The sequence below is a fragment of the Mycobacterium sp. SMC-4 genome (assembly GCF_050205565.1).
Lineage (GTDB): Bacteria > Actinomycetota > Actinomycetes > Mycobacteriales > Mycobacteriaceae > Mycobacterium.
The window spans coordinates 516,806-538,413 of sequence record NZ_JBNMQU010000001.1; the positions used below are offsets into that span (position 1 = coordinate 516,806).

Consider the following 21,608-nt stretch of genomic DNA (forward strand, 5'->3'; position numbering starts at 1 on the left):
CTACACTCCACCGAATTCGGGCCGAAGGATCGGTGCCAGCGCCGCGAGCGGGATGTGGGCCTGCACGGTACCCCCGTCCATCGACCACTGCATGAGCCCCGGCGTGAAGTTGGTCGGGCGATCCCTGCCTACCGGGTAGTCGGGCATGTAGATGATCAGTTCGTCGGGTGTCAGCGCCCACGCCTTGTACGCCCCGGAGTACACCTTGTCCGGGGTCCAGCGGTCCGGGGTGAACGGATAGGTGCCGGGCTGGTGCGGTGGCGGCGCGGCATCGAGGGCGGCGACGATGAACGGCGCACCCAGGCGCGGGATCTCGGCCATGTGGTCGACGCCAGGTTTGAACAGGTCAGCCAGTTGTATCTGTCGCCCGTCGGCGAAGGTGAAGGTGCGGTAGGCGTCGCTGATGATCGGTGCGTTCGGATGCGCGAGAGCGTCGGTACCGACCGTGCCCGAGTACATCTCGTGGAAGACGACCGTCATCGCCTCGCCGTGCTGAAAAATCTGGAAGTGCTGTTCTCCGAAGCTGTTCTGGACCGTCTTCTTCGCCGCATTGCGCCAGTTGTTCATCAGGTTGGTGAGGTACTCCCGAATCACGGGGTTCTCCACGAGATCGCCGGGCAGCGCCATCTTGATGTTGCGGGTCGCTTTGCGCTCCGACTCCACCGATGTCGTACAGAATTGCCCGTCCCACTGACCGCCGAGCTCACCACAGAACGAGGGTGCTGACGCCGATGCGGGCGATGCGGTCGCCAACATGGCCGTCGCCACTACGGCCACCGCGCTGCTGCGAATGAACCGGCGCGTCATCACGGGAGTTCGACTTTGCTTGCGCGCCAGCGCCCGTCGACATACTCCATGGTCATCTTGATGCGGCTGCGGTCCAGCCTCGGGTCGGGCACGTTGGTGTTGGACACCGACTGATCGACGAACAACAACACCACGGCCTTGTCCTCGCTCGCCGACTGCACCGCCGACTCCAGGACCACGCCGCGGGCGGATGCCTTGTTGTCGATCAGCAATTGCCGCAATTGTGAACTGGACTGCGAATACATGTCCTTGAACTCGCCGGTGGCTCCGTCGAGCACCGCGTCGAAGTTCTCGTCCACCTTCTCCGAATCGATGCTCGTCAGGACCTGCGCGTACTCCGTCGCGGCCTGCCGAGCCTGTTCAGCGGCCTGAGTGACCTGACGTTCCTGCCAGAGCTGCCATCCCAGAACTCCGACCGCGACCAACAGCGCCACGAACACCGTGACCAGCGCACCCCACAATGCCGGGCGGCGCCAGTTGCGCGCCGTGGGCGTGGCGCCGTCGTCACCGCCGGAGCCGCCGTCGTCGGCCTGAGTCTCACCGGCCTCCGCATCGGTCTCGCTCCCGACGGCCTTGGAGTCAGCCTCGGTCTCGGCGACCATCTCCTCGTCGTCGGGGGTGCGGCCGGTGTCCTGGTCTTCGTCGGTGCTCACGGACATCATCATCTCCTAGCGCTCGAATCAGCGGGGCGGCTCGATGGGAAGCGTCGGGCCACCGTAGGGCGTCGGGATCGTGTAGCGCCCCTTCGGTGTCGGGTCGGTCTGCCGGCCCAGGTCAGCGCCCGGTGGCGGTCCGGCGGTGTCGTCGCCCGCCGGCCGGGGCGCGTTCTTGGCGCCACGGACCAGCACGCCGGGATGGTCGTCGCGGCAATAGGTGTACATGAACGGCTCCGGGTAATCCGCCGCTGACGGCGGGTACTTGGGTGTGCCGTAGTCGCAGGTGTAGCGGGGGTAGATCTCGGCGGTGCCCCACAGTCCGCCGGAGTGCATCGCCGAACCGAGCGCGTCGAGCACCGAGGTGCGGTGCTTCGGGAACAGCGCGTTGAGGGCCGGCACCCGCAGATACAGCAGCCGCGAGGTGGTGGTGAGGTTGCCCAGCAACTGCACCATGGTGTCGGAGTTGTCGACGAACAGGTTGTCGACGTGGGCCAGCGTGCCCGGCGTCTGGTTGGTCAGCCGACGGTAGCCTTCCCGCATCCGGTTGATGCCCGCGAAGCTCTCGGAAAGATTGTCCGAGGCGGCGTCGATTCCGGCGTTCTTGTCGGCGACCATGGTGAACGCCACCTGGCTGGTCCGCAACAAGGAACTCGTCTCCGGCAGGACCGAGTCGAGGGTGGACAGCAGGAAGGTGCCGCCGTCGACGATGTCGGCGAGCTTCTGCGGCCCGGCTTCGCTGAGGCTCAACTCCTTTCGAATGATCTCCAGCTTGTCGGTGTCGGCCTGGGCCAGCGCCCCGTCGGCATTGGCCAAGAGGTCGGCGAGGCTGACCGGAACCGTGGCGGTGCCTTGGCCGACGACCGCGCCGTCGGCCAGGAACGGACCGGTGTCCGACTCCGGGACGAAGTCGATGTACTGCTCACCGGCCGGCGACAACCCCGACACCCGCACCGCGGACGATTCCGGGATCTGCACCGACGACTTGACGTTCACGACCGCGTGCACACCCTCGGGTGTGATGTCGAGCCGTTCGACCTGGCCGATCTGCACGCCGCGCAGCGTCACGTCCTGCTCGGGCAACAGACCGCCCGACGCGGGCAGCGCGACGGTGAGACGGTAGCTCGACGCGAACGGATTCACCTGCAGCGCACCGAGCAACAGGTACGCGGTCGCGACCACCAGCGTCATCACCAGTCCGAGCGCGGACAGCCAGGCGCGCCGGCGGTATCCGAACCTGACGAGACCGACGACGCGGTCGGCGGCGGCGGTGATCATCGGGGTGCCTCCGCCGGGAGCACCGGGGGCTCGGCGGCCGGAGCCGGGGGCGCCGGGGCGGCAGACGCCGGCGGCACGGTGGGTGCCGCCGGCGCACCGTGCGGAACCGGTGGTGCCGCGTGCGGGGCCTGGATGATCTCGCCGGGTTCGGTGGGACTGGGGATGACAGGGATCTGCGGCACCCCGGGGCCCTTCCCGACGACGCGTTCCTGCAGCCGGAACAGTGTGTACTTCAACGTGCCGACCAACTGATGCCAGTCGTGACGTTTGGGGCCGTGCAGCCCAGAGTCTCCGTCGAACCCGATGTCGGGGATGGAGCCCAGGACCAACCGGTCCGCGCTGGCGTCGAGCGCGATCGCATTGCTGGTCATCGTCTTGATGAACGGAGGCATCAGCCGGTTGAGCTTGTACAGCGTGGCGTCCGGCGCCAACGCGACGTCGTTCCAGGCCTTGGCCACGGTGTTGGCATCGGCGATGACGCTGCGTCCGCTGGTGTCGGTACCCGCGATCGACGGGAACTTGCGCAGCTGATCGGAGACGTCGCCGAAACGCACGACCAGATCGGCGATCTCGGTGGTATGGGCGGCCAGGGTGTCGGTGGCCGGCCGCGCTTCGGCCATCACCTCACCGAGCATCTGGTTCTTCGCCGCGATCTCCGAGGCCAACCGCGACGTTTCGGTCATCGCCGTCGAGATCTGTTCCGAGCGCGCGTTGAGCGTGCCGAGGGTGTCGTTGGTCTTGCGGATCAGGGTGCCGAACGCCTCGCCCTGGTCACCCGTGGCCTTGCCCAGCCCGTTGATGATGTTGGTGAAGTTGCGTACCGCTCCCCCGTTGACCAGGATCGCCGCCGAACCCAGCACCGACTCCACCGTCGCGGCCGCCGTCGTCGAGTCCAGACCGATGGTGTCGCCTTCTTTCAGCAACGGCGTTCCCGGTTCCACGTCGAGAGGCGGTTTGATCGCCACGAACACGTCGCCCAGAGGTGTCGCGGAGCGAAGTTCGGCAGTGCTGCCGACAGGCAACTGCACCCCGTCCATGATCCGCAGCGTGGTGACCGCCGTGTAGTTGCGGGCGACCATCGACTCCATCTGGCCGACGTCGGCGCCGGCCAGTTTCACTTTCGCGTTCGCCGGCAGGTTCAGCGCGTTGGAGAACACCGCGGTCAGCTCGTAACCTCCGGTGCCCACGCCCGGCGCCGGCAGCGGCAGGCTCGCCAATCCGTCGGTGGCGCAACCGGAGACGGTCAGACAGGCGGTCGCCACCAGGGCCGGGACGACCCGTCGGCGATGTCGGAGAGTACCCATCACTTCTGCCCCATCGCCGCGAGACCGTCCAACATGTAGGTCAACCCGAAGTCCGGACCGAAGTCCTGCAAAGTCCCTGTGCTGCAACCGAGCTGACGCAGGCCCATCATGTTGCAGACCTCCTTGATCAGCTGGTTGTCGAACAGGATCTTGTCGGTGACCACCTTGACCCGCAGGGCGCCGTTCTTCTGATCCGCGACGTTGTACAGGTTGTCCAGGGTCAGCGGCGCGACGTCGAGGAACTCCATGAGATCGCGCTCGTGGTCGACCGCGGCGTCGAGCACGATGTCACCGTTGGCGACGAGGTCCTTGATCGTGCCCCGATGGGCTTCCAGCACCTCGCCGGTATGGGTGAGCACCTCGTTGATCTTCTTGCCGGTGGTGCCGCTGCCGAGCTCCTCGTCGGCGAGGATCTGGCTCATCGCGCGCACCGACGACCCGAACTCCCGCATCAGTTCGTCATTGCGCGCCGCGGCGTCCGACAACGAGCTGACGTTGCGCACGATGGTGGTCAACTGGTCTTTGGTCACGGTGCCGCGATCGGCGCTGAGCCGCAACGCGTTCGACAGCTCGCCCAGCGCGTCCTTCATCTGCTGACCCCTGCCGTCGACGATCGCGGCGCTGGAGTCGATCACGTCGGCGACCGGCCCGTTGCCCTTCCCGTCACCGCGCAACGACACGGAGAGCTTGTCGAGAACATCGAGCACGCGGGCGAATTCGACCGGAGTCCTGGTGCGGTTCAGGCCGATGGTGTCGTGGTTCTGCAAGGTGGGGCCACCCCGGTACGGCGGGGTCAACTCGATCTGGCGATCGGTCAGGATCGAGTTGGAGATGGTGGCCGCCTGCACATCGGCGGGGACCTGCACGTCCTTGTCGACGGTGAACTCGACTTCGACGTACCCGCCCTTCGGGGTGATCTCGGTGACCTTGCCCACCGGCATCCCCAGCACGGCCACCACGTTGTCCACGTACAGACCTGCCGCACTGTCGAATTGCGCGGTCACGGTGATCGTGTCGAGTTGTTCCTTGGCGAACTGGATCACCACCACGGCGGCGGCCACCGCCACCACCAGACCGACAGCGAGGACCGCGATGATCGTGGATCTGGTGCTCCTGGAGCGTGCGCTGCTCATTTGCAGTCCTGGTAGTACTCGATCATGCCGAACTGCTTGGCGCGGCCACTGATGGCGCACATCCAGGAGTCGACCAGCAGACCGCTGGAAGCGTTGAAATCGATCGCGTTGCCGGTGCCGGTGATGTTGGTCAGGTTGCGCAACGCGACGGAGCCGCTCTGCAGGATGCTGCGCAGCATCCCGTCGTTCTTACCGAGCAGCGTCGCCAGCTCACGCAGATTGCCGAGCAGTTCCTCCAACTCGGGACGATCGTCGATCACGATGCCGCTCAACTGTTGTACGAGGTTGGTGAGCGCATCCATCATCGCGTGGAAAGTGGCCCGCCGAGCGACGAACTCGCCGAGCAGCGAGTTGCCCTGGTTGACCAGATTCCCGATGGTCGACTGCTGACGGCGCAGCGTGGAGCTGACCAATTCGGTCGTCTTCAACAACTCGCCGAGTTGGTCGCGGCGCTCGGCGATGATCGTCGACAGCGTGTGGGTGTTCTCCAAGGCCAGCGGCACCACCGGAGGCAGCGTGTGCAGTTGCTTGCCGAGGATCGACAGCGTCTCCGCGAACTGATCGGTGCTGACCTGCTCGTAGGTGGTCGTGACGTCGGCCAGCGCTTCCTGCAGGTCGTAGGGCACTTCGGTGTGCGTGAGCTCGAACGTGTTGTCCGGCAACGAGCCCGGACCGTCCGGGAACAGGGCGAGATACCGGGATCCCAGGATCGTGGTGATCTTGATCGACGCGCGCGAGTCCTCGCCGAACACCAAGTCGTCCCGCACCTTCAGGCCGGCCTCGACGTAATCGCCCTTGAGCTCCATGCTCGTCACCTCGCCGACCGGGATGCCGGCGACGGCGATCGGGTTGCCCGGCTGCAGCGCTGCGGCCTGAAGGAAGCGCGCGGTGTAGTGCCGGTAGCCGAAATCGGCCACCCTGACCAGAAGTAGCGCGCCGACGAGCACCGCCACCACCGCGACCGCGACGATGCCGAGCCAGGTCTTGCTGTAATTCTCCAGCGGACGCCGCCGGATCTTGCGTGTGCGATCAGCCATTGGCCATGTTCCTGCATTTGGGGGTGTAACGGGCTTTGTTGCCGGGGGTGGCGGCATCGACGACGATCGGCGTCACGTCGTTGAGTCCGGGGAAGAACGCCGTGCCGTCCAGGTTGCATGCATAGGCGTTGGCGTAGGTGCCTTCGCCGGTGATACGCGCGAATCCCTTCAGCATCAACGGCAGATTGGCGCCGACGAAAGCCAGCTGGGGTTCGATGCCGACCATGTGCTTGGCGAATCCCGGTTGACGCTGGACCATTTCGTTCAGCGGCGGATACACCTCGTCGGAGATCGTCGACAGCTGACGAACCACCTTGGCCATCGAGCCCATGGAATCGACCAGCTGTGGCCGCCGCGCGTCGAAGGTCGAGACCACCGTGCGGGCCTCGCCGACGATGTGGTCGAGGTCGTCGTTGTGCTTGGCGAGGTTGGCCACCACCAGGTTCAGGTCGGTGATCACCGCGCCGAGCTCCTCGTCCTGACCGGCGAATGCGTCGGTCAGCTCGGCGGTCTGATCGACCAGCGCCGTGATGGACCCTTCATCGCCCTGCAGCGATTGGATGACGCCCTTGGTGAGGTTGTCGGCGTGCTCGGGGTCCAACACACTGAACAGCGGCTCGTAGCCGTTGAGCAGCCTGCCGACGTCGAACGACGGATCGGTCTGCTCGACCGGGATCACGCTGCCTGCCGGCAGCGGATCCGGCTCGCCGAGGTTGCCCAGGGACAGCCCGAGATACCGCTGCCCGACGATGTTCTGGTAGGTCACCGACGCGACCGTGGTGCCCAGCAGCTGCTGATCGCTCTGCACGACGAAGGACACCTTGGCGTGCTTACCGTCGAGCTCAATGCCTTCCACACGCCCGACCCGTACGCCGGCCATCCGCACGTCATCGCCCTCCCGGAGCCCGAACACGTCGGTGAACATCGCGGCGTAGGGCACCGTCGAGCCGGACACGTCCCGGCGCAGCGTGACGTACACGAGCCAGGTCAATGTCACGGCCACCACCATGAACAGCGACAGCCCGATCAGCGCGCCTCGAGACTTCATCGGGGCTCCTCTCCCGCGTGGGGTGGCGCCGGCGACACCGTGGTTCCGCGGGCCACCGGGCCGAGCAGCAGCTGGGTCGCCGTGGTGACAGGTTGGCCGGTGATGGCGCTCAGCGTCACCCGCTCCTGCGCGCTACCGACGGGACCGACATTCCCGCCGAAAGCCCCCGGCTGAGCCGGCGATACCGCAGACGCAGCTTCTGCGGGCAGTGGCGCCGGTCCGGCGGGCGGCGGGCCGGCAGGCGGCGCGGCAGGTGGGCGCGGCGGCGGATCGCCCGGTTTGGGCGCCACCGGCGCCAACGGGGACTGATTGACCGGTGGCGGCGGAATCGGGACCAGGGCGTCGTTCGCCGTTCCGGGAACGGGCGGCGCCGGCGACATCCATGACGGCAGCGGCGGATTCGGGTCGGCCAGGCTGGGATTCGGGTTGACCAGCGGTGGGCCGACTGCGACCAGGTTGCCGTTCTCCCCCAGCACCGTGCCCGGCGGCGGCGCCAGATCCTTCGGCGGCTGGTAATTCTGCGGCAGCAGCACGTCGGGCAGTTCGGGGCGCGTCACCACCAGCGGTGCGGTGTAGCAGCTGGGCCCCTTCAGCTCGCCGTAGCGTGGGCAATCGGCTCGAGTGTAGGTGTAGCTCGGTGTCAGCGACAGATTCATCCGCATGTTGCCGATGTCGCGTTCGGACCGCCACACCTCGTTGAAGAACTTGTCGGACAGGCCGTTGAGTTTCACGAACGCAGGCAGCCAGTGGTGCGACGTGTCGGCCAGGTTCCCCATGACCGGCGTCAGCTCCGAGGTGATGGTGACCATCCGGTCGGTGTGGTTGTTCAGCGCGGTGTGCGCGGTGCCGGTGGTGTGCAGCCCGCTGCTGACCAACGAGTCGAGCTGCTGGCGCTGCTGCACCAGCGTCTGCATCGGCTGGACCGCCATGTGCAACGCGTCGATCAATTCCGGTGCGGTGGAACGCAGTCCGCGGGTCGCGTCGATGAGCGCCGACACAGTGGTCGGTCCCGGATCGGTGGCCACGATCGCGTCGATCTCGTCGACGAGACGGTTCAGCTGCGCACCGCTGGTCAACAGTTCGGTGCGCTTGCCCTCGGTGGCCTCGTTGACAGCGGCCAGGATGCCGACCGTCTTGTCCTCACGGCCGCGTCCGGTGGCGGCCAGGATGTCACGCAGCTTGCTGATGGTGGTCTGGAAGAGAACCGTCGGGAGCTCGGTGTCCTCCGGGATCTGCGCGCCCTCTCGAATTGCCTGGGCCGGTTCAACGTCGGTGCGGTCCACCAGCTGCACCGACGACACCGCGAACACGTTGCTGGGCACCACCCGTGCGGTGACCGTGGCCGGTATCGAACCGGCGTAAGTCGGATCGAGATTGATGTGCACGAAGTTCGGGTTGCCGTGCGCGGCCGGGGTGACGCTGTCGACGGCACCGACCAGCACACCGTGGTACTTGACGTCCGAACGTTGCGGCAGGCCGTCGCCGACGTTGGTGAGGTTGGCGACGACACGGATGAACGGATCGAGCCGTCCCGTCGACTTGACCAGCAAGACCGTCGAGATCAACGCCAGCACAACGACAACCGCGATCCCCCCACCGAGCAGCTGACGATCGGTGGGCCCGCGCCCGTCCAGGTCAAAGGAGTTCGCCACCTACCCTCCGAACCTCGCGCCGGCGTCGATGTTCCACAACGCCATGGTGAGCAGCATGTTGACGATGATGACCACGGTGATGCTGGCCCGCATCGCATGTCCGGCGGCGACGCCCACGCCCTCGGGTCCGCCGGTGGCGTAGAACCCGTAGTAGCACTGGATCGTCGTGGCGATCCACACGAAGATGATCGCTTTCAGCAGCGAGTAGATGATGTCCTGCCCGGAGAGCATCAACGTGAAGTAGTGCAGATACGACCCGGTCGCGCCGCCGCTGATCACCTGGACGACGATCTGCGTGGTCAGGTAGCTGACCGCCAGGCACACGACATAGAGCGGGACGACTGCGACCACCGACGCCATCAGCCGGGTGGTGACCAGATACGGGATGGGACGGATCGCCAGAGACTCCAGCGCGTCGATCTCCTCGGCGATCCGCATCGACCCCAACTGCGCGGTGAACCGGCAGCCGGCCTGGGTGGCGAACGCCAATGACAGTGCGATCGGGGCGAGTTCGCGGGTGTTCACCAGCGACGAGATGATTCCCGTCGCCGGCCCCAGCCCGAGCAGGTCCAGGAAGTTGTAACCCTCGATACCCACCAGGGCGCCCACGGTGACACCGAGAACGATTGCGACTCCGGCGGTTCCACCGCCCACCACGAGTGAGCCGTTGCCCCAGGCGATATCCGACAGCAGCCGGACGAACTCGGCGCGGTAGTGCCGCAACGCCAGCGGGATGGCCACGATGGCACGGACGAAGAACACCAACATGTGCCCGAGCCGGGCGATCGGGGGCGTCGTCTTCCGGTACGCCCGGACGAACGGCGCCACCAGCGGCGGAACGAACGTCGCTGCCATGTCAGAGCCCGACTCGGGGGAACAGCATGATGTAGAGCTGGCTGATCGCGACGTTGACCACCATGAGGATGAGGATGGACTCGACCACGGCGGCGTTCACCGAGTTCGCGACCCCGGTGGGACCGCCTTTGGTGGACAAGCCTTTCTGACAGGACACCACCGCGACGATTGCGCCGAAGATCACTGCTTTGACCAGCGCGACGATCATGTCTCCGGTCGTGGTGAACGATGCGAAGGTCGCGACGAAGCTTCCGGGGGCGCCGTTCTGGAAGTACACGTTGAAGAGGTAACTGGCGAGGAATCCGACGAAACACACCACGCCGGTGAGGGCGACGCCTATCATGATCGCCGCCGCGAAGCGGGGCACCACCAGGCGCCGAATCACCGAAACGCCCATCACTTCCATGGCGTCGGTTTCCTCGCGCATCTTGCGTGATCCGAGGTCGGCGGTGATCGCCGACCCGACTGCCGCGGCCATCAGGATGGCCGCGGTCAATGACGCCGCCTGGCGGATGACGGCCAGACCGCTGGCCGCCCCGGCCAAGGATGTGGCACCGACCTGTCCGGCCAGCAGTGCGAACTGGATCGACAGCGTCACCCCGATGGGCAGCGCGACCAAAACCGTTGGGAGCACGGCGGTGCCCGCCATGAACGCGCCTTGCCGCACGAATTCATGCCATTTGAAGCGACCGGTGAAGATGTCGATGAACAGGTACTGCAGGGTGCGCACGCCCAGCACGAACTGGTCCCCCACCGTGGCCAGCGAGGCCAGCGGATGGCGCCGTACATAGCCGCCGGCCCAATCCTGCACGGCTCGGACCGAATCGCTCTGGCGGACGGGCTGTTCGTCGATCGTCATGATTGAGATCCGCCGTACAAAACCGCGTTTGGGGCGCAGCCCGGGCAGACGCTACCTCCTGTACGACCCGTCGAGGGGCATGACCGGCTCACGTTGCACGCCTCCCGATTCCGATACCCCGCCCGCATGCGGCGACTTAGGTAACTAAGTCGTCGATGGACGTCACCGTATGGCTGCTGCGACGATTGCGTCAAGGTTTCGGAAATCTTTCATTAACTTATTAGGCGGATGGGGCGGCCAGAGCCGCGATTGACGCCCGCGAAGATTCTTGGGCGGGTTCGCAGAGCAGCAGCGCCCGCAGCAAGCGCCCGATGATCAGCCGCGCCGAGTCACTGTCGCGGTAGCCCACCAGCCGGCCGATGTCGACCACCACACTGAAGGCCGCATGCACAGCGAATCGGGCGTCGTCGACCGGAATGCCCGGGCGGGCGGTGGCCACCTGGCGCGCCCAGGCCTCGACGGTGGCGCGCTGAATGTTCTGCAGCGCGGCCCGGTCCTCGGCGGGCACGTTGATTCGCTCGGCGTAGTAGACATAGGCCAGTTCCGGCTCAGCGAACGACCGCCACACGTAGGCGTCGATCAGCTGTTGCACCGCCGTCCGCGCGTCGGGCGCCGAGGACAGGATGGTGCTGGTATCCCCGGAGACGCGGTCGGCGGCGCGGCGGTAGATCGACGTCAGGATCGCGGCCTTGCCGCTGAAGAAGCGGTAGATGGTCGACGCGGGCAGCTCCACGGCCGACGCGATGTCGTCCATCCCGGTCTCGCGGTATCCGTGCTCATTGAACAGCCGTAGAGATGTGGCAAGGATCAGCTCGTACTCGCCGGCCGCCGCACCGCGGTCACCTCGTCGCCGTCCGCGCTCGTCGACGGCGGGCATGGGTGGTAGGTCGACGTCACGCACCTGCCGGGCCAAGTCGGCCAGCAATCTACGCATCTCGTTGGCCGACAGCTTGGCGCGGTGGTCGGTGATGCTCGCGATGACGCTGAGCACCGACGCGGTCAGCGTCCACCGCTGGCGGCTGTCGAGGTCGGGCCGCAACGCCGACAGCGGGCGTTGCAGTCGACGGTTGACCTGCTTGATCTGCTCGTTGAGTACGGCCTGATCGGGCGCCTGCAGGTAGCGCGCCTCCCAGCGGTAGAGCCCGCCGCTGGCGCGCGTTTTGACCGTGGTGTCGATGAGCGCGGCAACGATTTGCTCCCACAGGTCCTCCGGTGCGGACTCGGTGTCCTCGTCGGCGAACGCGGTGGCCGCGAGCAGCTGGTCACTGAGACCGAGGACCGCGGCGCGGAAGAGGTCGTACTTGCCGGAGTAGTGGCGATAAAGCGACGCCGCCGTGACGCCCACGCGGGACGCGATGTCCTCCATGCTGACCGCGTGATAACCCAATTCGCTGAACGCTTCCGCGGACGCGCGAGCGATCTGCTGCTTACGATCTTTGGGACGCCTGCGATCGTCGCGGACGGCCGCGGCCGGTGCCATACGGCACACCCTAACTCCGCCGGGCATCCCTGTGGAAAAAAACCGGGATTTGACGAACGGCCATTAACATATTGACCGCTGTCCGTAACGTCGCCGCGCGCCCGCCCCTAGGACGGTGCGGCGGTCGCCGGCCTTCCCGGGGTGAATGTGCGTGGCACCCAACCCAGTTCACGCAGCCCGCCAGTCCGGGCCTCGGGATACCACTTCAATACGGCCGGCACCGCCGGCCAGGCCGTGCGGATCGCCGTGCGGATGGCGCGGTAAGCGCGGTCATCGAAGAAGATCCGGGCTTGGCCGAGGATTCGAGTCACTCACCCGCCGGTAACCGTCCCGTGGAACTCGACCGGTGTGTCAGCATGGCTTCATGGTCGCTCGAGCTGTCCGTCGCGTTCATCTCGCGTCTTCATGACCGAGAAGCGGCACCGGTCAGGCCTCGGCGGGAATCACCCACGGCCATGGGCGAACCCACCTCGAGAGTGCATCACGTAGCGCCGTGGCAGACGATCACACCGACCCCGACGATCGCGGCTTTCTCCGTCGGTCCCTCGGCTTCTTCCGCGGCGACACCGCGTCTCTGCTCGACCGCGCCCTGGTGCTCGCGCTGGTCTACACCGCGATCGGCGCCGTCTACATCGGGCTCAACGTCCCCGTACTGGATCGCCTCGAGTCGTTGTTCAGCGCGCAGTTCACCGTTTTCGCCGATCTGGTCGCGGTCGCCGCGGCGGTGGTGCTGTGGCCCGTCCTGCTGATCAGTTCGTGGGCCTGCGGAGAGGTCGGATGCGGCGTCCTGTGAGCGTGTCACCGGGGCACGCCGCGATCGATTCGGCCGGACCCTTCTATTGGAATTGGAACACGTTCTAGTCTGTAGTTCATGACCGCAGTCGATGCCTCCTCGCGCGAGCGCTCGTCGGACCCGATGCTCCGCCACTTCCTCCACTCCGGCCATCTCACCGTCGGCGCGCTCAAGCGCCACAAGGACAAGCCGGTCCTCTTCCTCGGCGACACCACGCTGACCGGCGGCGAACTCGCCGACCGCATCAGCCAGTACATTCAGGCGTTCGAGGCGCTCGGCGCCGGCACCGGCGCAGCCGTCGGCCTGCTGTCGCTCAACCGGCCCGAGGTGCTGATGATCATCGGCGCCGGCCAGACGCAGGGCTACCGTCGCACGGCACTACACCCTCTCGGCTCGCTCGACGACCACGCCTATGTGCTCTCTGATGCCGGGGTGACGTCGCTGATCATCGATCCGCAACCGATGTTCGTCGAGCGCGCGCTGGGTCTGCTGCAGAAAGTGCCCTCACTCGAGCAGGTACTGACCATCGGACCGGTTCCGCCGGAACTGGCCGACAGCGGCGCCACCGCGGTGGACCTCACGGCCGAGGCAGCCAAGTATCCGGCGAAGCCGCTGGTGGCTGCCGATCTGCCGCCGGACCACATCGGCGGGCTGACCTACACCGGGGGCACCACCGGCAAACCGAAGGGCGTCATCGGCACCACGCAGTCGATCACCACGATGACCACGGTGCAGCTGGCCGAATGGGAGTGGCCCGAGAACCCGCGCTTTCTGATGTGCACCCCGCTGTCGCATGCGGGTGCGGCGTTCTTCACCCCGGTGATCGTCAAGGGCGGCGAGCTGATCGTGCTGACCAAGTTCGACCCGGCCGAGGTGCTGCGGGTGATCGAGGAGCAGAAGATCACCGCGACCATGCTGGTGCCGTCGATGATCTACGCCCTGATGGATCACCCGGACTCGCACACCCGGGACCTGTCGTCTCTGGAGACCGTCTACTACGGGGCTTCGGCGATGAACCCGGTGCGGCTGGCGGAGGCGATCCGCCGGTTCGGCCCCATCTTCGCGCAGTACTACGGGCAGTCCGAGGCGCCGATGGTGATCACCTACCTGTCCAAGAAGGACCACGACGACAAGCGGCTGACGTCGTGTGGCCGGCCGACGCTGTTCGCGCGGGTCGCGCTGCTCGATTCCGACGGCAAGCCGGTGCCGCAGGGTGAGGTCGGCGAGATCTGTGTGTCCGGCCCGCTGCTGTCGGGTGGCTACTGGAACCTGCCGGAGGCGACCGCCGAGACTTTCCGCGACGGCTGGATGCACACCGGCGACCTGGCGCGCGAAGACGAGGACGGCTTCTATTTCATCGTCGACCGCACCAAGGACATGATCGTCACCGGCGGATTCAACGTGTTCCCCCGCGAGGTGGAAGACGTCGTGGCCGAGCACCCGGCCGTCGCGCAGGTGTGCGTGATCGGCACGCCGGACGAGAAGTGGGGTGAAGCGGTCACCGCGGTGGTGGTGCTGCGACCCGACGCCGACCGCTCCGACGAGGCAGTGGCACGGATGACCGCCGAGATCCAGACCTCCGTCAAGGAACGCAAGGGTTCGGTGCAGTCGCCCAAGCAGGTCATCGTGGCGGACTCGGTCCCGGTGACCGCGTTGGGCAAGCCGGACAAGAAGGCCGTGCGGGCACAATTCTGGGCAGGCGCCTCCCGCTCCGTAGGCTGAGACTTGTTTTGGCGAGCGAGCGTGTCTGTCCCCGACACACCGAGGAAAGGTGGACATTTTGCGCACGCTCGCCGGTCGCTGGTTTCCCGGTGATCACCTCGGTCTGGACTTTCCCGGCGACGCGGGTTCGTTGGATGCCGGCGGACCGGGGTTCCTCACCGAGGCACTGCACCGCGCCGGCACACTGCCGGCCGACAACGCCGTCGTCACCGTCGACGAGGTGCGCGAGTTCCGGGGCGGCAGCACCGGCCGCAAGGCGCTGCTGACCGTCTCCTACCGGCAGCCCGCCGATCTCCCGCGCGAGTTGTTCGTCAAGTTCTCCCGCGACTTCGACGATCCGGCCCGCGACCTCGGTCGCAGCCAGATGGCGTTGGAGGTGCGGTTCGCGCTGCTGACGCGGGCTGCGGGATTCCCGATCGCGGTGCCGCGCTGCGCCTTCGCCGACTATCACGCCGCGTCGGGCACCGGGATCCTGATCACCAGCCGAATACCGTTCGGCATCAACGGAATCGAGCCGCATTACGACAAATGCGCCGACTACGCGATGCCCGATCCTCTCGCGCATTATCAGGCGCTGTTCACCGCCCTGGGCCGCCTGGCCGGGACGCACAAGAGCGGTCGCCTCGGCACTGATCTCGATTTCGCTGTCGACATGCGCGCGTTGTCGGTCGGCGAACGCGCACCCCTGACCGACAATCAGGTGCACCGTCGCCTCGACCAGCTCGCCGAACTGGCCGCCCGCCACCCCCGCCTGCTCCCGGCGAATATCGTGGCTCCGCAGTTTCTCTCACGGCTTCGCGCAGAAGCGCCGCTGATACCCGGCCGCGTCGACACGCTGTGGGACGCCCTGGGAAGCACCTCCGACGACATCGCGCTGTGCCACTGGAATGCCAACGTGGACAACGCGTGGTTCTGGCGAGAAGCTGGTGAACTGCGCTGCGGGCTGCTCGACTGGGGTTGCGTCGGCGAAATGAACCTGGCGATGGCGGTGTGGGGTTCGCTGTGCAGCGCCGAAACATCGCTGTGGAACTTGCATTTCGATGAATTGCTGCAGCATCTCATCGCCGAGTACGCCGCCACCGGAGGGCCTGCGCTCGATGTCGACCGGTTGCGCCGGCACGTCGTGACCTACGTCGCGATCATGGGGACGACGTGGCTGCTGGACGTACCGGGATTTCTGCTCAAGGTGCTGCCCGAGGACGTCCGCGACCGATTCGACCCACGCATTGCCGGTGACGAGCAGATCCGCAGCCGCCTGTTGATGATGACGAATTTCCTCAACCTGTGGGACTGCTCGGACACGGCCGAGGTCCTGGGCGTTTAGATGGGCGGACGCCGTCAGCCGTCGGCGGTGGGGGCAGTCCGGGTTGCCGCGATACCAAATGCCGCACCGAGTAACACCAGAACCAGGCCGACGAGCACGTAGACCGGTAGTGCCTCCGACAGCAACACGGCTGAGGACAGCAGACCCAGCACCGGCACGATCATCAACGAGAGATTGCTCGAGACTGCGGTGAGGCTGCGGCTTATGACCAAGATGCCCCACACCCCCACGGCTGACGCGAAAACTCCCTGATACAACACGACCAGGACGGTCACCAGTCCCGGAGCGATCTCCGGCGGGCCCACAGTCACCCACGCGCAGCAAGCCGCTATGACGCTGCCGATACCAAGCTGCCACGGAAGCAGCTGCAGCGGCGACGACGCCCATCGGTGCGCCCGGATATGAACGGTGGCAACAGCATTGAGCAAAGCGCCGGCGAGCAACAACCCGTATCCCAACGGCTTGGTGCTGTCGAAGAAGCCGTCTTCCCAGGGGGCCAGCAACATCACGACACCGGTTGTACCCAGCGCCAATCCCACCAGCGTCACCGCCGAATATCGTTCGCGTAGAACCACGGCCGCAATCGGGACCGCCCACAACGCCGACGTGTGCAACAACACCGCCGAGCGGCCGGCCGGCGCAAGCGAGAGGGCCACGAACATCAAGCTGTAGACGACCGCCAACTGCATCACACCGACGGACAACACCACGGGGACGTCCCTGCGCAGCGGCAGACGGAGGCGTCCGCGAACCGCCATCACGGCAGCTACCACGGCCGCGCCTGTTGCCAACCGCAACACCCCGAGCCATACCGGCGGCACCAGCGTCACCCCGTGCGCCATCACCGGCCAGTTGAAGCCATGGATCAGGCCGACGATGACGATGACGGCGAAGAGCGGCCACCCTCGCAGCAGTGCGGGCTGGGCAACTGGACCGTCATCGGCCCCCTGAAGCCACTTGCCACTCGGTGTATGTTGTGAAACCGACTTTCGAATCTGCCTGATGGTCATCGAGCCACACAGGGGGGACACCGATGGACCTGCGTCGCGGCGCGAAGCGCCAGACCGCACACGAGTTCGTGCGAGAGGCGCTGCGTCGTGCGGTCTTTCGCGGTGAACTTCCCGCGGGTCACCATCTGATCCAGTCCGATATCGCTGCACAGCTCGGGGTCAGCGTCACCCCTGTCCGCGAAGCGATGCGTGATCTGGCCACCGAGGGGTTGATCATCCTCGACAGCCATCGGGGCGGCATCGTCCGCGGTACGAGCCGACGGGACATGGAAGAGATCCTCGAGATTCGAGAGAAGCTCGAAGCGATGGCGGTCTCGCTCGGAGTCGGCAACGTGACCGAGGAGGAACTCGAGCGGGCGGCGCAGCTGGCCGAGATGATGACCGGTGAAAGTGACCTGGGAGCCTGGGTCGAGCTGAACCGCAGGTTTCATCACCTGCTGCACGATGCGATGCGCTCGCCCTACCTCACGGCGATCTTCCATCGGCTCGAGGACGCGGCGGCGTTGTGCACCGCCCAGGCTCAGCGGTTCGATCCGACGATTCGGCGGCAGGCCAACGCGGACCACCTCAAGCTGCTGGCCGCCTACCGCGATCGCGATGTCGACGCCGCACTGGCCATCCAGGTAACTCATGTTGCCCTCTCCTTGTCGGCGCTACAGGAATCCACTCCGTCAGACGTCTGAGTTCGCGCTCAACACTGCGCGAACGCGCCGATAAACGATCCTATATGTTGCATAATCCGCCGCGTCAATAGTCGACGGATGGTCCCGTCAGGCGTAATCACGCTGTAACGCAACGTAATCAGCCCTGGTTGCCGAATTTACTTCGCCGAAACCCACCCTGCGGCATTTTCTATATGTTCGATTCTCATCAGTCGAACTATCAGAGGAGCCACTGGATTGACCAAGCCCCGCATCTTCGTTGTTCAACCAATCCCGGAAGAAGGTCTCGCGATGTTGCGCGAGGTCGGAGAGGTCGAGGTCTTCGAGTCGGACCGGATGATCAGCCGTGATGAGCTCAAAGCCGGACTACGTCGCAGCGATTATCTGTTCACCCTCGGAGACACCACGATCGACGACGACATCCTCGACGCGAACCCCGACCTCAAAGGCATCGCGGCCATGTCGATGCTGCTCAACGTCATCGACATTCCGGCCGCCACCCGGCGCGGTATCCCGGTGACCAACATTCCGCACGTCATCGGCCGCACCACCTGCGACCTGACCATGGCGATCCTTCTCGGCCTGGCGTGGCGGATCGTCGAGGCCGATGCGTTCACCCGCGCCGGCAGATTCCGTCAGGAACAGTCGATGTCTCTGATGTGTCATTCCATCACCGGCAAGACGGTCGGCATCATCGGCCTCGGTGAGATCGGTCAGCACATCGCCCTGCGCTGCCGCGCGTTCGAGATGGACGTCATCTACAACAAGCGCACGCGCCTCGACCCGGTCAACGAGGCTGAACTCGGCGTGGCATGGCGAGACGACATGGATGACGTCTTCCGCGAGGCCGACTTCCTGGTCGTCATGGCGAAGTACACCGAAGAGACCCATCTGATGATCGGTGAGCGTCAGTTCGATCTGATGAAGCCATCGGCGTTCTTCATCAACACGGCCCGCGGTCGCATCGTCGACGAGCCCGCCCTGGTGAAAGCACTGCAAGACGGCAAGATTGCCGGAGCCGGCCTCGACGTGTACTGGTGCGAACCGCCAGTGGGCGAACCGGCACCTTCCCCGGAGTTGCTCACGATGCCGAACGTCATCCTCACCCCACACATCGGAAGCGCCACATGGGATTCGCGCCGACAGATGGCCCAACTGTGTGCCCGCAACATCGTCGCGATGATCGCCGGGGAACGGCCGCCGGACCTGATGGACGAGTCGGTATACGAAGTACGCCGCAGCGGCGCCCTGACCCAGATCGGAACACCGTGAATACCAGAATATTTCGCCACCGCCTTCGCACCGCAGTAGCACTCGGCATCGCATCGGTGACCGCTTTGGCGCTCACCTCCTGCGGCAATGCCGACGACAACGCACCCGCAGCGGCCACCGGCCAACCGGGCGTCATCCGCTTCACCTTCTCTCCCGACCCGGTGTGGGACTGGCTCAGCGACCAGGGCATCCGCGAGGAAATGGAGAAAGAGTCGGGCATCACGATCATCGACTCCTCCAGCTGGGATGAGTTCGCCCTGTTCGCCGGCGGGCACGCCGACATCGTGTCGCTGGGTACCTACGAACTGCCGGAGCTCGAAGCAGCCACCGGCGTCGATACCGTGACGTTCGGAAAGTACAACCGCGCCAAGGACATCATGGTCGTCGGCGCCGACTCCGAGGCCACGACGGTGGCTGACCTACCGCCAGGTGCCAAGATCGGCGTATTCAGTACCGTCGGCAGCACACTGATCTGGTCTTCGATCGTCAAAGACCTGCATGGCAAGGATTTTCGGCCCGACGGTGGTGACTACGAGCTCATCGTTGCCGATTCGCAGAACCTGCCTCAACTGTTGGCGCGCGGGGACCTCGACGCGGCCATCATCGACCCGCAGTACGGGATCGCTGAACTCAGCAGCGGAGCGGTCAAGCCGCTCTATGACGGCAAGTCGACAGCCGACCTCTACGCCGAGGCATTCGCACCGGGCCACCAGGGACTGATGAGCAATCTCTTCGTCACCCAGCGCGCCTGGTACGACAGTCATCCCGAAGAGGTCTCCTTCTTCCTGAAGCTGTGGGAGCGCGGACTGCAGGAATGGGTACAGCATCGCGACGAGATCATCGCCGCATACCCACAGCACTTCGCGGCGACTTCACCGGCCGATGAACAGTTCATCAAGAACTACCTCGACACCAACTTCGACTGGTTTGTGGACTCGGTCTATCTGGACCAGTCCTGGATCGACGCCGAGAGTGGTGTCTTCGGCGCAATGGAGACAACTGGGCAAGCCAAAGAGGGCGTCGGTGACAACATCGATTTCGCTGTCGTCGGGCACTGACACCGCGCCGGCGGGCATCCGGTCTCCGTATCCCACCGACCTGTGGCCGTCCGTCCGGGCATTCGCACGCACCCGGACAGGCCGGACCAGCTTGGTGGTCGTCAGCTGGCTGTGTTTGGTCGGGATCTGGGGGTGGGCGTCGACATTCTTCGTGCCGTACGTGCTCCCGTCACCGCTGGACGTGGCGGTGGCGATGTGGCACCAACTGGCGGCCGGCGCCGTAGCCGAGAACTTCCTGTGGAGCATGTCGAAGACCCTGCTGGGCTTCTCGATCGCCGCGGCGATAGGTCTGCCCGTGGGAATCCTGATGGGCCGCAGCAGGTTCTGTAAGGCGTTCTTCCACGAGCCGATCGTCCTGATCGCCAATGTGCCCGCAATCACCTACGCCGTTCTGTCCCTGGTGATCTTCGGGATCGGTATCGAAGGCGCGATGGCGGTGGTGGCGCTGTCGACCATGCCCAACGTCGCGATCAACGTGGCCGCAGGTGTGGAGAACATCGACAAGGACCTTCTCCGGATGAGTCGGGCGTTCAACCGCAGCGAGGCCACGATTCTTCGTCATATCGTGCTTCCTGCCGTGACACCGTTTCTGTTCACCGGGATACGCACATCGTTCGCGGTTGCCTGGAAAGTGGTGGCACTGACCGAAGTGTTCGGCGGTTCCAACGGCATCGGCTTCATGATCAGGCGTGCCTATCAGTTGTTCTCGGTCTCCGAAGTGATCGCCTGGCTGCTCTTCTTCGTCATCTTCATGCTGGCGATCGAACGGGTGTTGGTGATCCTCGAGCGGCGCCTGTTCCGTTGGCGCAGTGCGGGGGTGGACCGATGAACATGCGACCCGTCAAGTCGGTGTTGACGCCCGAGCGCACCGGACGACTGGCGGCGTGGACGCTGGGGATCATCGCCTGGCAAGTGATTGCGTGGCGTTATCCCCGCGTCCCGTCCATGGCCGACACCGTGACGTTCATGAGCGTCGAGGCGCGCTCGGGCGCACTGCTGGACAACCTCATACCGACCTTGGGCCGATTGGCCGCAGGACAAGGCGCAGCGATCGTCGTCGGCATTACCCTCGGCATCCTGATCGGATCGATTCCGGTGTTCCGGTCCTTGTTCGGCGACCTCGTCACGGTCGCCCTGGCACTGCCCGCGTTCGTTTGGGCACTCCTCGGCGCCCTGTGGTTCGGTTTCGGCTGGCGAGGCCCGGTACTGGCCGTGTTCCTGTCGGCGTTGCCGTTCATCGCGGTCAACGTGGCCAATGGGGCGGCCGGCATCTCGGCACCATTACGGCAGATGACATCGTCATTCGGTGTCTCGCGCACACGCAGTTTGCGCGACCTCGTCATCCCGGCCGTCACACCGAACATCGTGGCGGGTATCCGTCTCTCGACGGTTATCGCGTGGAATGCGGTGCTGATCTCGGAATGGTTCAGCTCACGTATCGGCGTGGGGCACCGCGCCCGGTACTGGTACGACGCAAACAATTTCGACGGATTCATCGCCTGGGCGGTGTTGTTCATCGCCCTGATCCTCATCGTCGACCGGGTGGTGCTGGAACGTCTCTCCCGCCGCGCCTTCCAGTGGCGGCCACAGGACGCACAGGAAACCAGCGACCGGACCGTCGTCGCTGTCTGACCACCCACCAACGCTAATGAAGGAGCGGC

The 21,608-nt window shown here is 65.6% G+C and carries 21 protein-coding genes; 8 read left to right on the forward strand and 13 right to left on the reverse strand.

What is annotated here, in order from left to right; all coding sequences use genetic code 11:
- The 12 genes from ACQI46_RS02460 to ACQI46_RS02515 all read right to left on the reverse strand — a co-directional run bounded on the left by ACQI46_RS02460 (nt 1) and on the right by ACQI46_RS02515 (nt 12,417).
- On the reverse strand, nt 1–807 hold the full coding sequence (locus ACQI46_RS02460) for a mannan-binding protein (RefSeq protein WP_427092340.1): 807 nt from the start codon (nt 805–807) through the stop codon (nt 1–3).
- Nucleotides 807–1,466, reverse strand: a complete 660-nt coding sequence (locus ACQI46_RS02465) for a tetratricopeptide repeat protein (protein ID WP_427092341.1) — start codon at nt 1,464–1,466, stop codon at nt 807–809. The genes ACQI46_RS02460 and ACQI46_RS02465 overlap by 1 nt, the downstream gene beginning before the upstream one ends.
- A 21-nt stretch (nt 1,467–1,487) precedes the next feature.
- The gene (locus ACQI46_RS02470; RefSeq protein WP_427092342.1) at nt 1,488–2,738 is read right to left on the reverse strand and encodes an MlaD family protein; all 1,251 of its coding nucleotides are present in this window, start codon (nt 2,736–2,738) and stop codon (nt 1,488–1,490) included.
- Complete coding sequence (locus ACQI46_RS02475) at nt 2,735–4,042, reverse strand: MlaD family protein (RefSeq protein ID WP_427092343.1); 1,308 nt, start codon at nt 4,040–4,042, stop codon at nt 2,735–2,737. Before ACQI46_RS02475 ends, ACQI46_RS02470 begins: the two co-directional genes overlap by 4 nt.
- Nucleotides 4,042–5,175 (reverse strand): MCE family protein, encoded by a 1,134-nt coding sequence (locus tag ACQI46_RS02480; RefSeq protein WP_427092344.1) that lies wholly within the window; start codon nt 5,173–5,175, stop codon nt 4,042–4,044. Before ACQI46_RS02480 ends, ACQI46_RS02475 begins: the two co-directional genes overlap by 1 nt.
- Nucleotides 5,172–6,212, reverse strand: coding sequence for an MlaD family protein (locus ACQI46_RS02485; RefSeq protein ID WP_427092345.1), 1,041 nt, complete (start codon nt 6,210–6,212; stop codon nt 5,172–5,174). Before ACQI46_RS02485 ends, ACQI46_RS02480 begins: the two co-directional genes overlap by 4 nt.
- Nucleotides 6,205–7,260 carry an MCE family protein gene (locus tag ACQI46_RS02490; RefSeq protein WP_427092346.1) on the reverse strand — a complete coding sequence of 352 codons (1,056 nt, stop codon included), beginning with the start codon at nt 7,258–7,260 and terminating at the stop codon, nt 6,205–6,207. Before ACQI46_RS02490 ends, ACQI46_RS02485 begins: the two co-directional genes overlap by 8 nt.
- Nucleotides 7,257–8,912: an MCE family protein gene (locus ACQI46_RS02495; protein WP_427092347.1), complete on the reverse strand. Its 1,656-nt coding sequence runs from the start codon at nt 8,910–8,912 to the stop codon at nt 7,257–7,259. Before ACQI46_RS02495 ends, ACQI46_RS02490 begins: the two co-directional genes overlap by 4 nt.
- Nucleotides 8,913–9,767, reverse strand: coding sequence for an MlaE family ABC transporter permease (locus ACQI46_RS02500; RefSeq protein WP_427092348.1), 855 nt, complete (start codon nt 9,765–9,767; stop codon nt 8,913–8,915).
- 1 nt (nt 9,768) lies between these two features.
- On the reverse strand, nt 9,769–10,626 hold the full coding sequence (locus ACQI46_RS02505) for an MlaE family ABC transporter permease (protein ID WP_427092349.1): 858 nt from the start codon (nt 10,624–10,626) through the stop codon (nt 9,769–9,771).
- Between the two features lie 220 nt (nt 10,627–10,846).
- Entirely contained in the window at nt 10,847–12,106 is a 1,260-nt protein-coding gene (locus tag ACQI46_RS02510; protein WP_427092350.1) for a TetR/AcrR family transcriptional regulator, read from the reverse strand.
- 107 nt (nt 12,107–12,213) lie between these two features.
- A complete protein-coding gene (locus tag ACQI46_RS02515; protein WP_427092351.1) occupies nt 12,214–12,417 on the reverse strand; it encodes a hypothetical protein in 204 nt (67 codons plus the stop codon).
- A 182-nt stretch (nt 12,418–12,599) separates the two neighbouring features.
- Here ACQI46_RS02515 and ACQI46_RS02520 point away from each other — a divergent pair, with 182 nt between their 5' ends.
- From ACQI46_RS02520 to ACQI46_RS02530, 3 genes are all read left to right on the forward strand, one after another.
- Nucleotides 12,600–12,899 carry a hypothetical protein gene (locus ACQI46_RS02520; RefSeq protein ID WP_427092352.1) on the forward strand — a complete coding sequence of 100 codons (300 nt, stop codon included), beginning with the start codon at nt 12,600–12,602 and terminating at the stop codon, nt 12,897–12,899.
- A gap of 78 nt (nt 12,900–12,977) precedes the next feature.
- A complete protein-coding gene (fadD8, locus tag ACQI46_RS02525) occupies nt 12,978–14,621 on the forward strand; it encodes a fatty-acid--CoA ligase FadD8 (RefSeq protein WP_427092353.1) in 1,644 nt (547 codons plus the stop codon).
- Between the two features lie 58 nt (nt 14,622–14,679).
- Nucleotides 14,680–15,945, forward strand: coding sequence for a hypothetical protein (locus ACQI46_RS02530; protein ID WP_427092354.1), 1,266 nt, complete (start codon nt 14,680–14,682; stop codon nt 15,943–15,945).
- A gap of 14 nt (nt 15,946–15,959) precedes the next feature.
- Here ACQI46_RS02530 and ACQI46_RS02535 read toward each other — a convergent pair whose 3' ends face one another.
- Nucleotides 15,960–16,955 carry a DMT family transporter gene (locus ACQI46_RS02535; RefSeq protein WP_427092355.1) on the reverse strand — a complete coding sequence of 332 codons (996 nt, stop codon included), beginning with the start codon at nt 16,953–16,955 and terminating at the stop codon, nt 15,960–15,962.
- 23 nt (nt 16,956–16,978) lie between these two features.
- On the opposite strand from ACQI46_RS02535, the gene ACQI46_RS02540 reads away from it, so the two are divergent.
- The 5 genes from ACQI46_RS02540 (at nt 16,979) to ACQI46_RS02560 (ending at nt 21,579) form a co-directional block, all read left to right on the forward strand.
- The gene (locus ACQI46_RS02540) at nt 16,979–17,638 is read left to right on the forward strand and encodes a GntR family transcriptional regulator (RefSeq protein WP_427092356.1); all 660 of its coding nucleotides are present in this window, start codon (nt 16,979–16,981) and stop codon (nt 17,636–17,638) included.
- 216 nt (nt 17,639–17,854) lie between these two features.
- Nucleotides 17,855–18,889: a 2-hydroxyacid dehydrogenase gene (locus ACQI46_RS02545; protein ID WP_427092357.1), complete on the forward strand. Its 1,035-nt coding sequence runs from the start codon at nt 17,855–17,857 to the stop codon at nt 18,887–18,889.
- 56 nt (nt 18,890–18,945) lie between these two features.
- A complete protein-coding gene (locus ACQI46_RS02550) occupies nt 18,946–19,947 on the forward strand; it encodes an ABC transporter substrate-binding protein (protein ID WP_427092358.1) in 1,002 nt (333 codons plus the stop codon).
- Nucleotides 19,913–20,776, forward strand: a complete 864-nt coding sequence (locus ACQI46_RS02555; RefSeq protein ID WP_427092359.1) for an ABC transporter permease — start codon at nt 19,913–19,915, stop codon at nt 20,774–20,776. The genes ACQI46_RS02550 and ACQI46_RS02555 overlap by 35 nt, the downstream gene beginning before the upstream one ends.
- A complete protein-coding gene (locus ACQI46_RS02560; protein WP_427092360.1) occupies nt 20,773–21,579 on the forward strand; it encodes an ABC transporter permease in 807 nt (268 codons plus the stop codon). Before ACQI46_RS02555 ends, ACQI46_RS02560 begins: the two co-directional genes overlap by 4 nt.
- Nucleotides 21,580–21,608 lie beyond the last annotated feature (29 nt).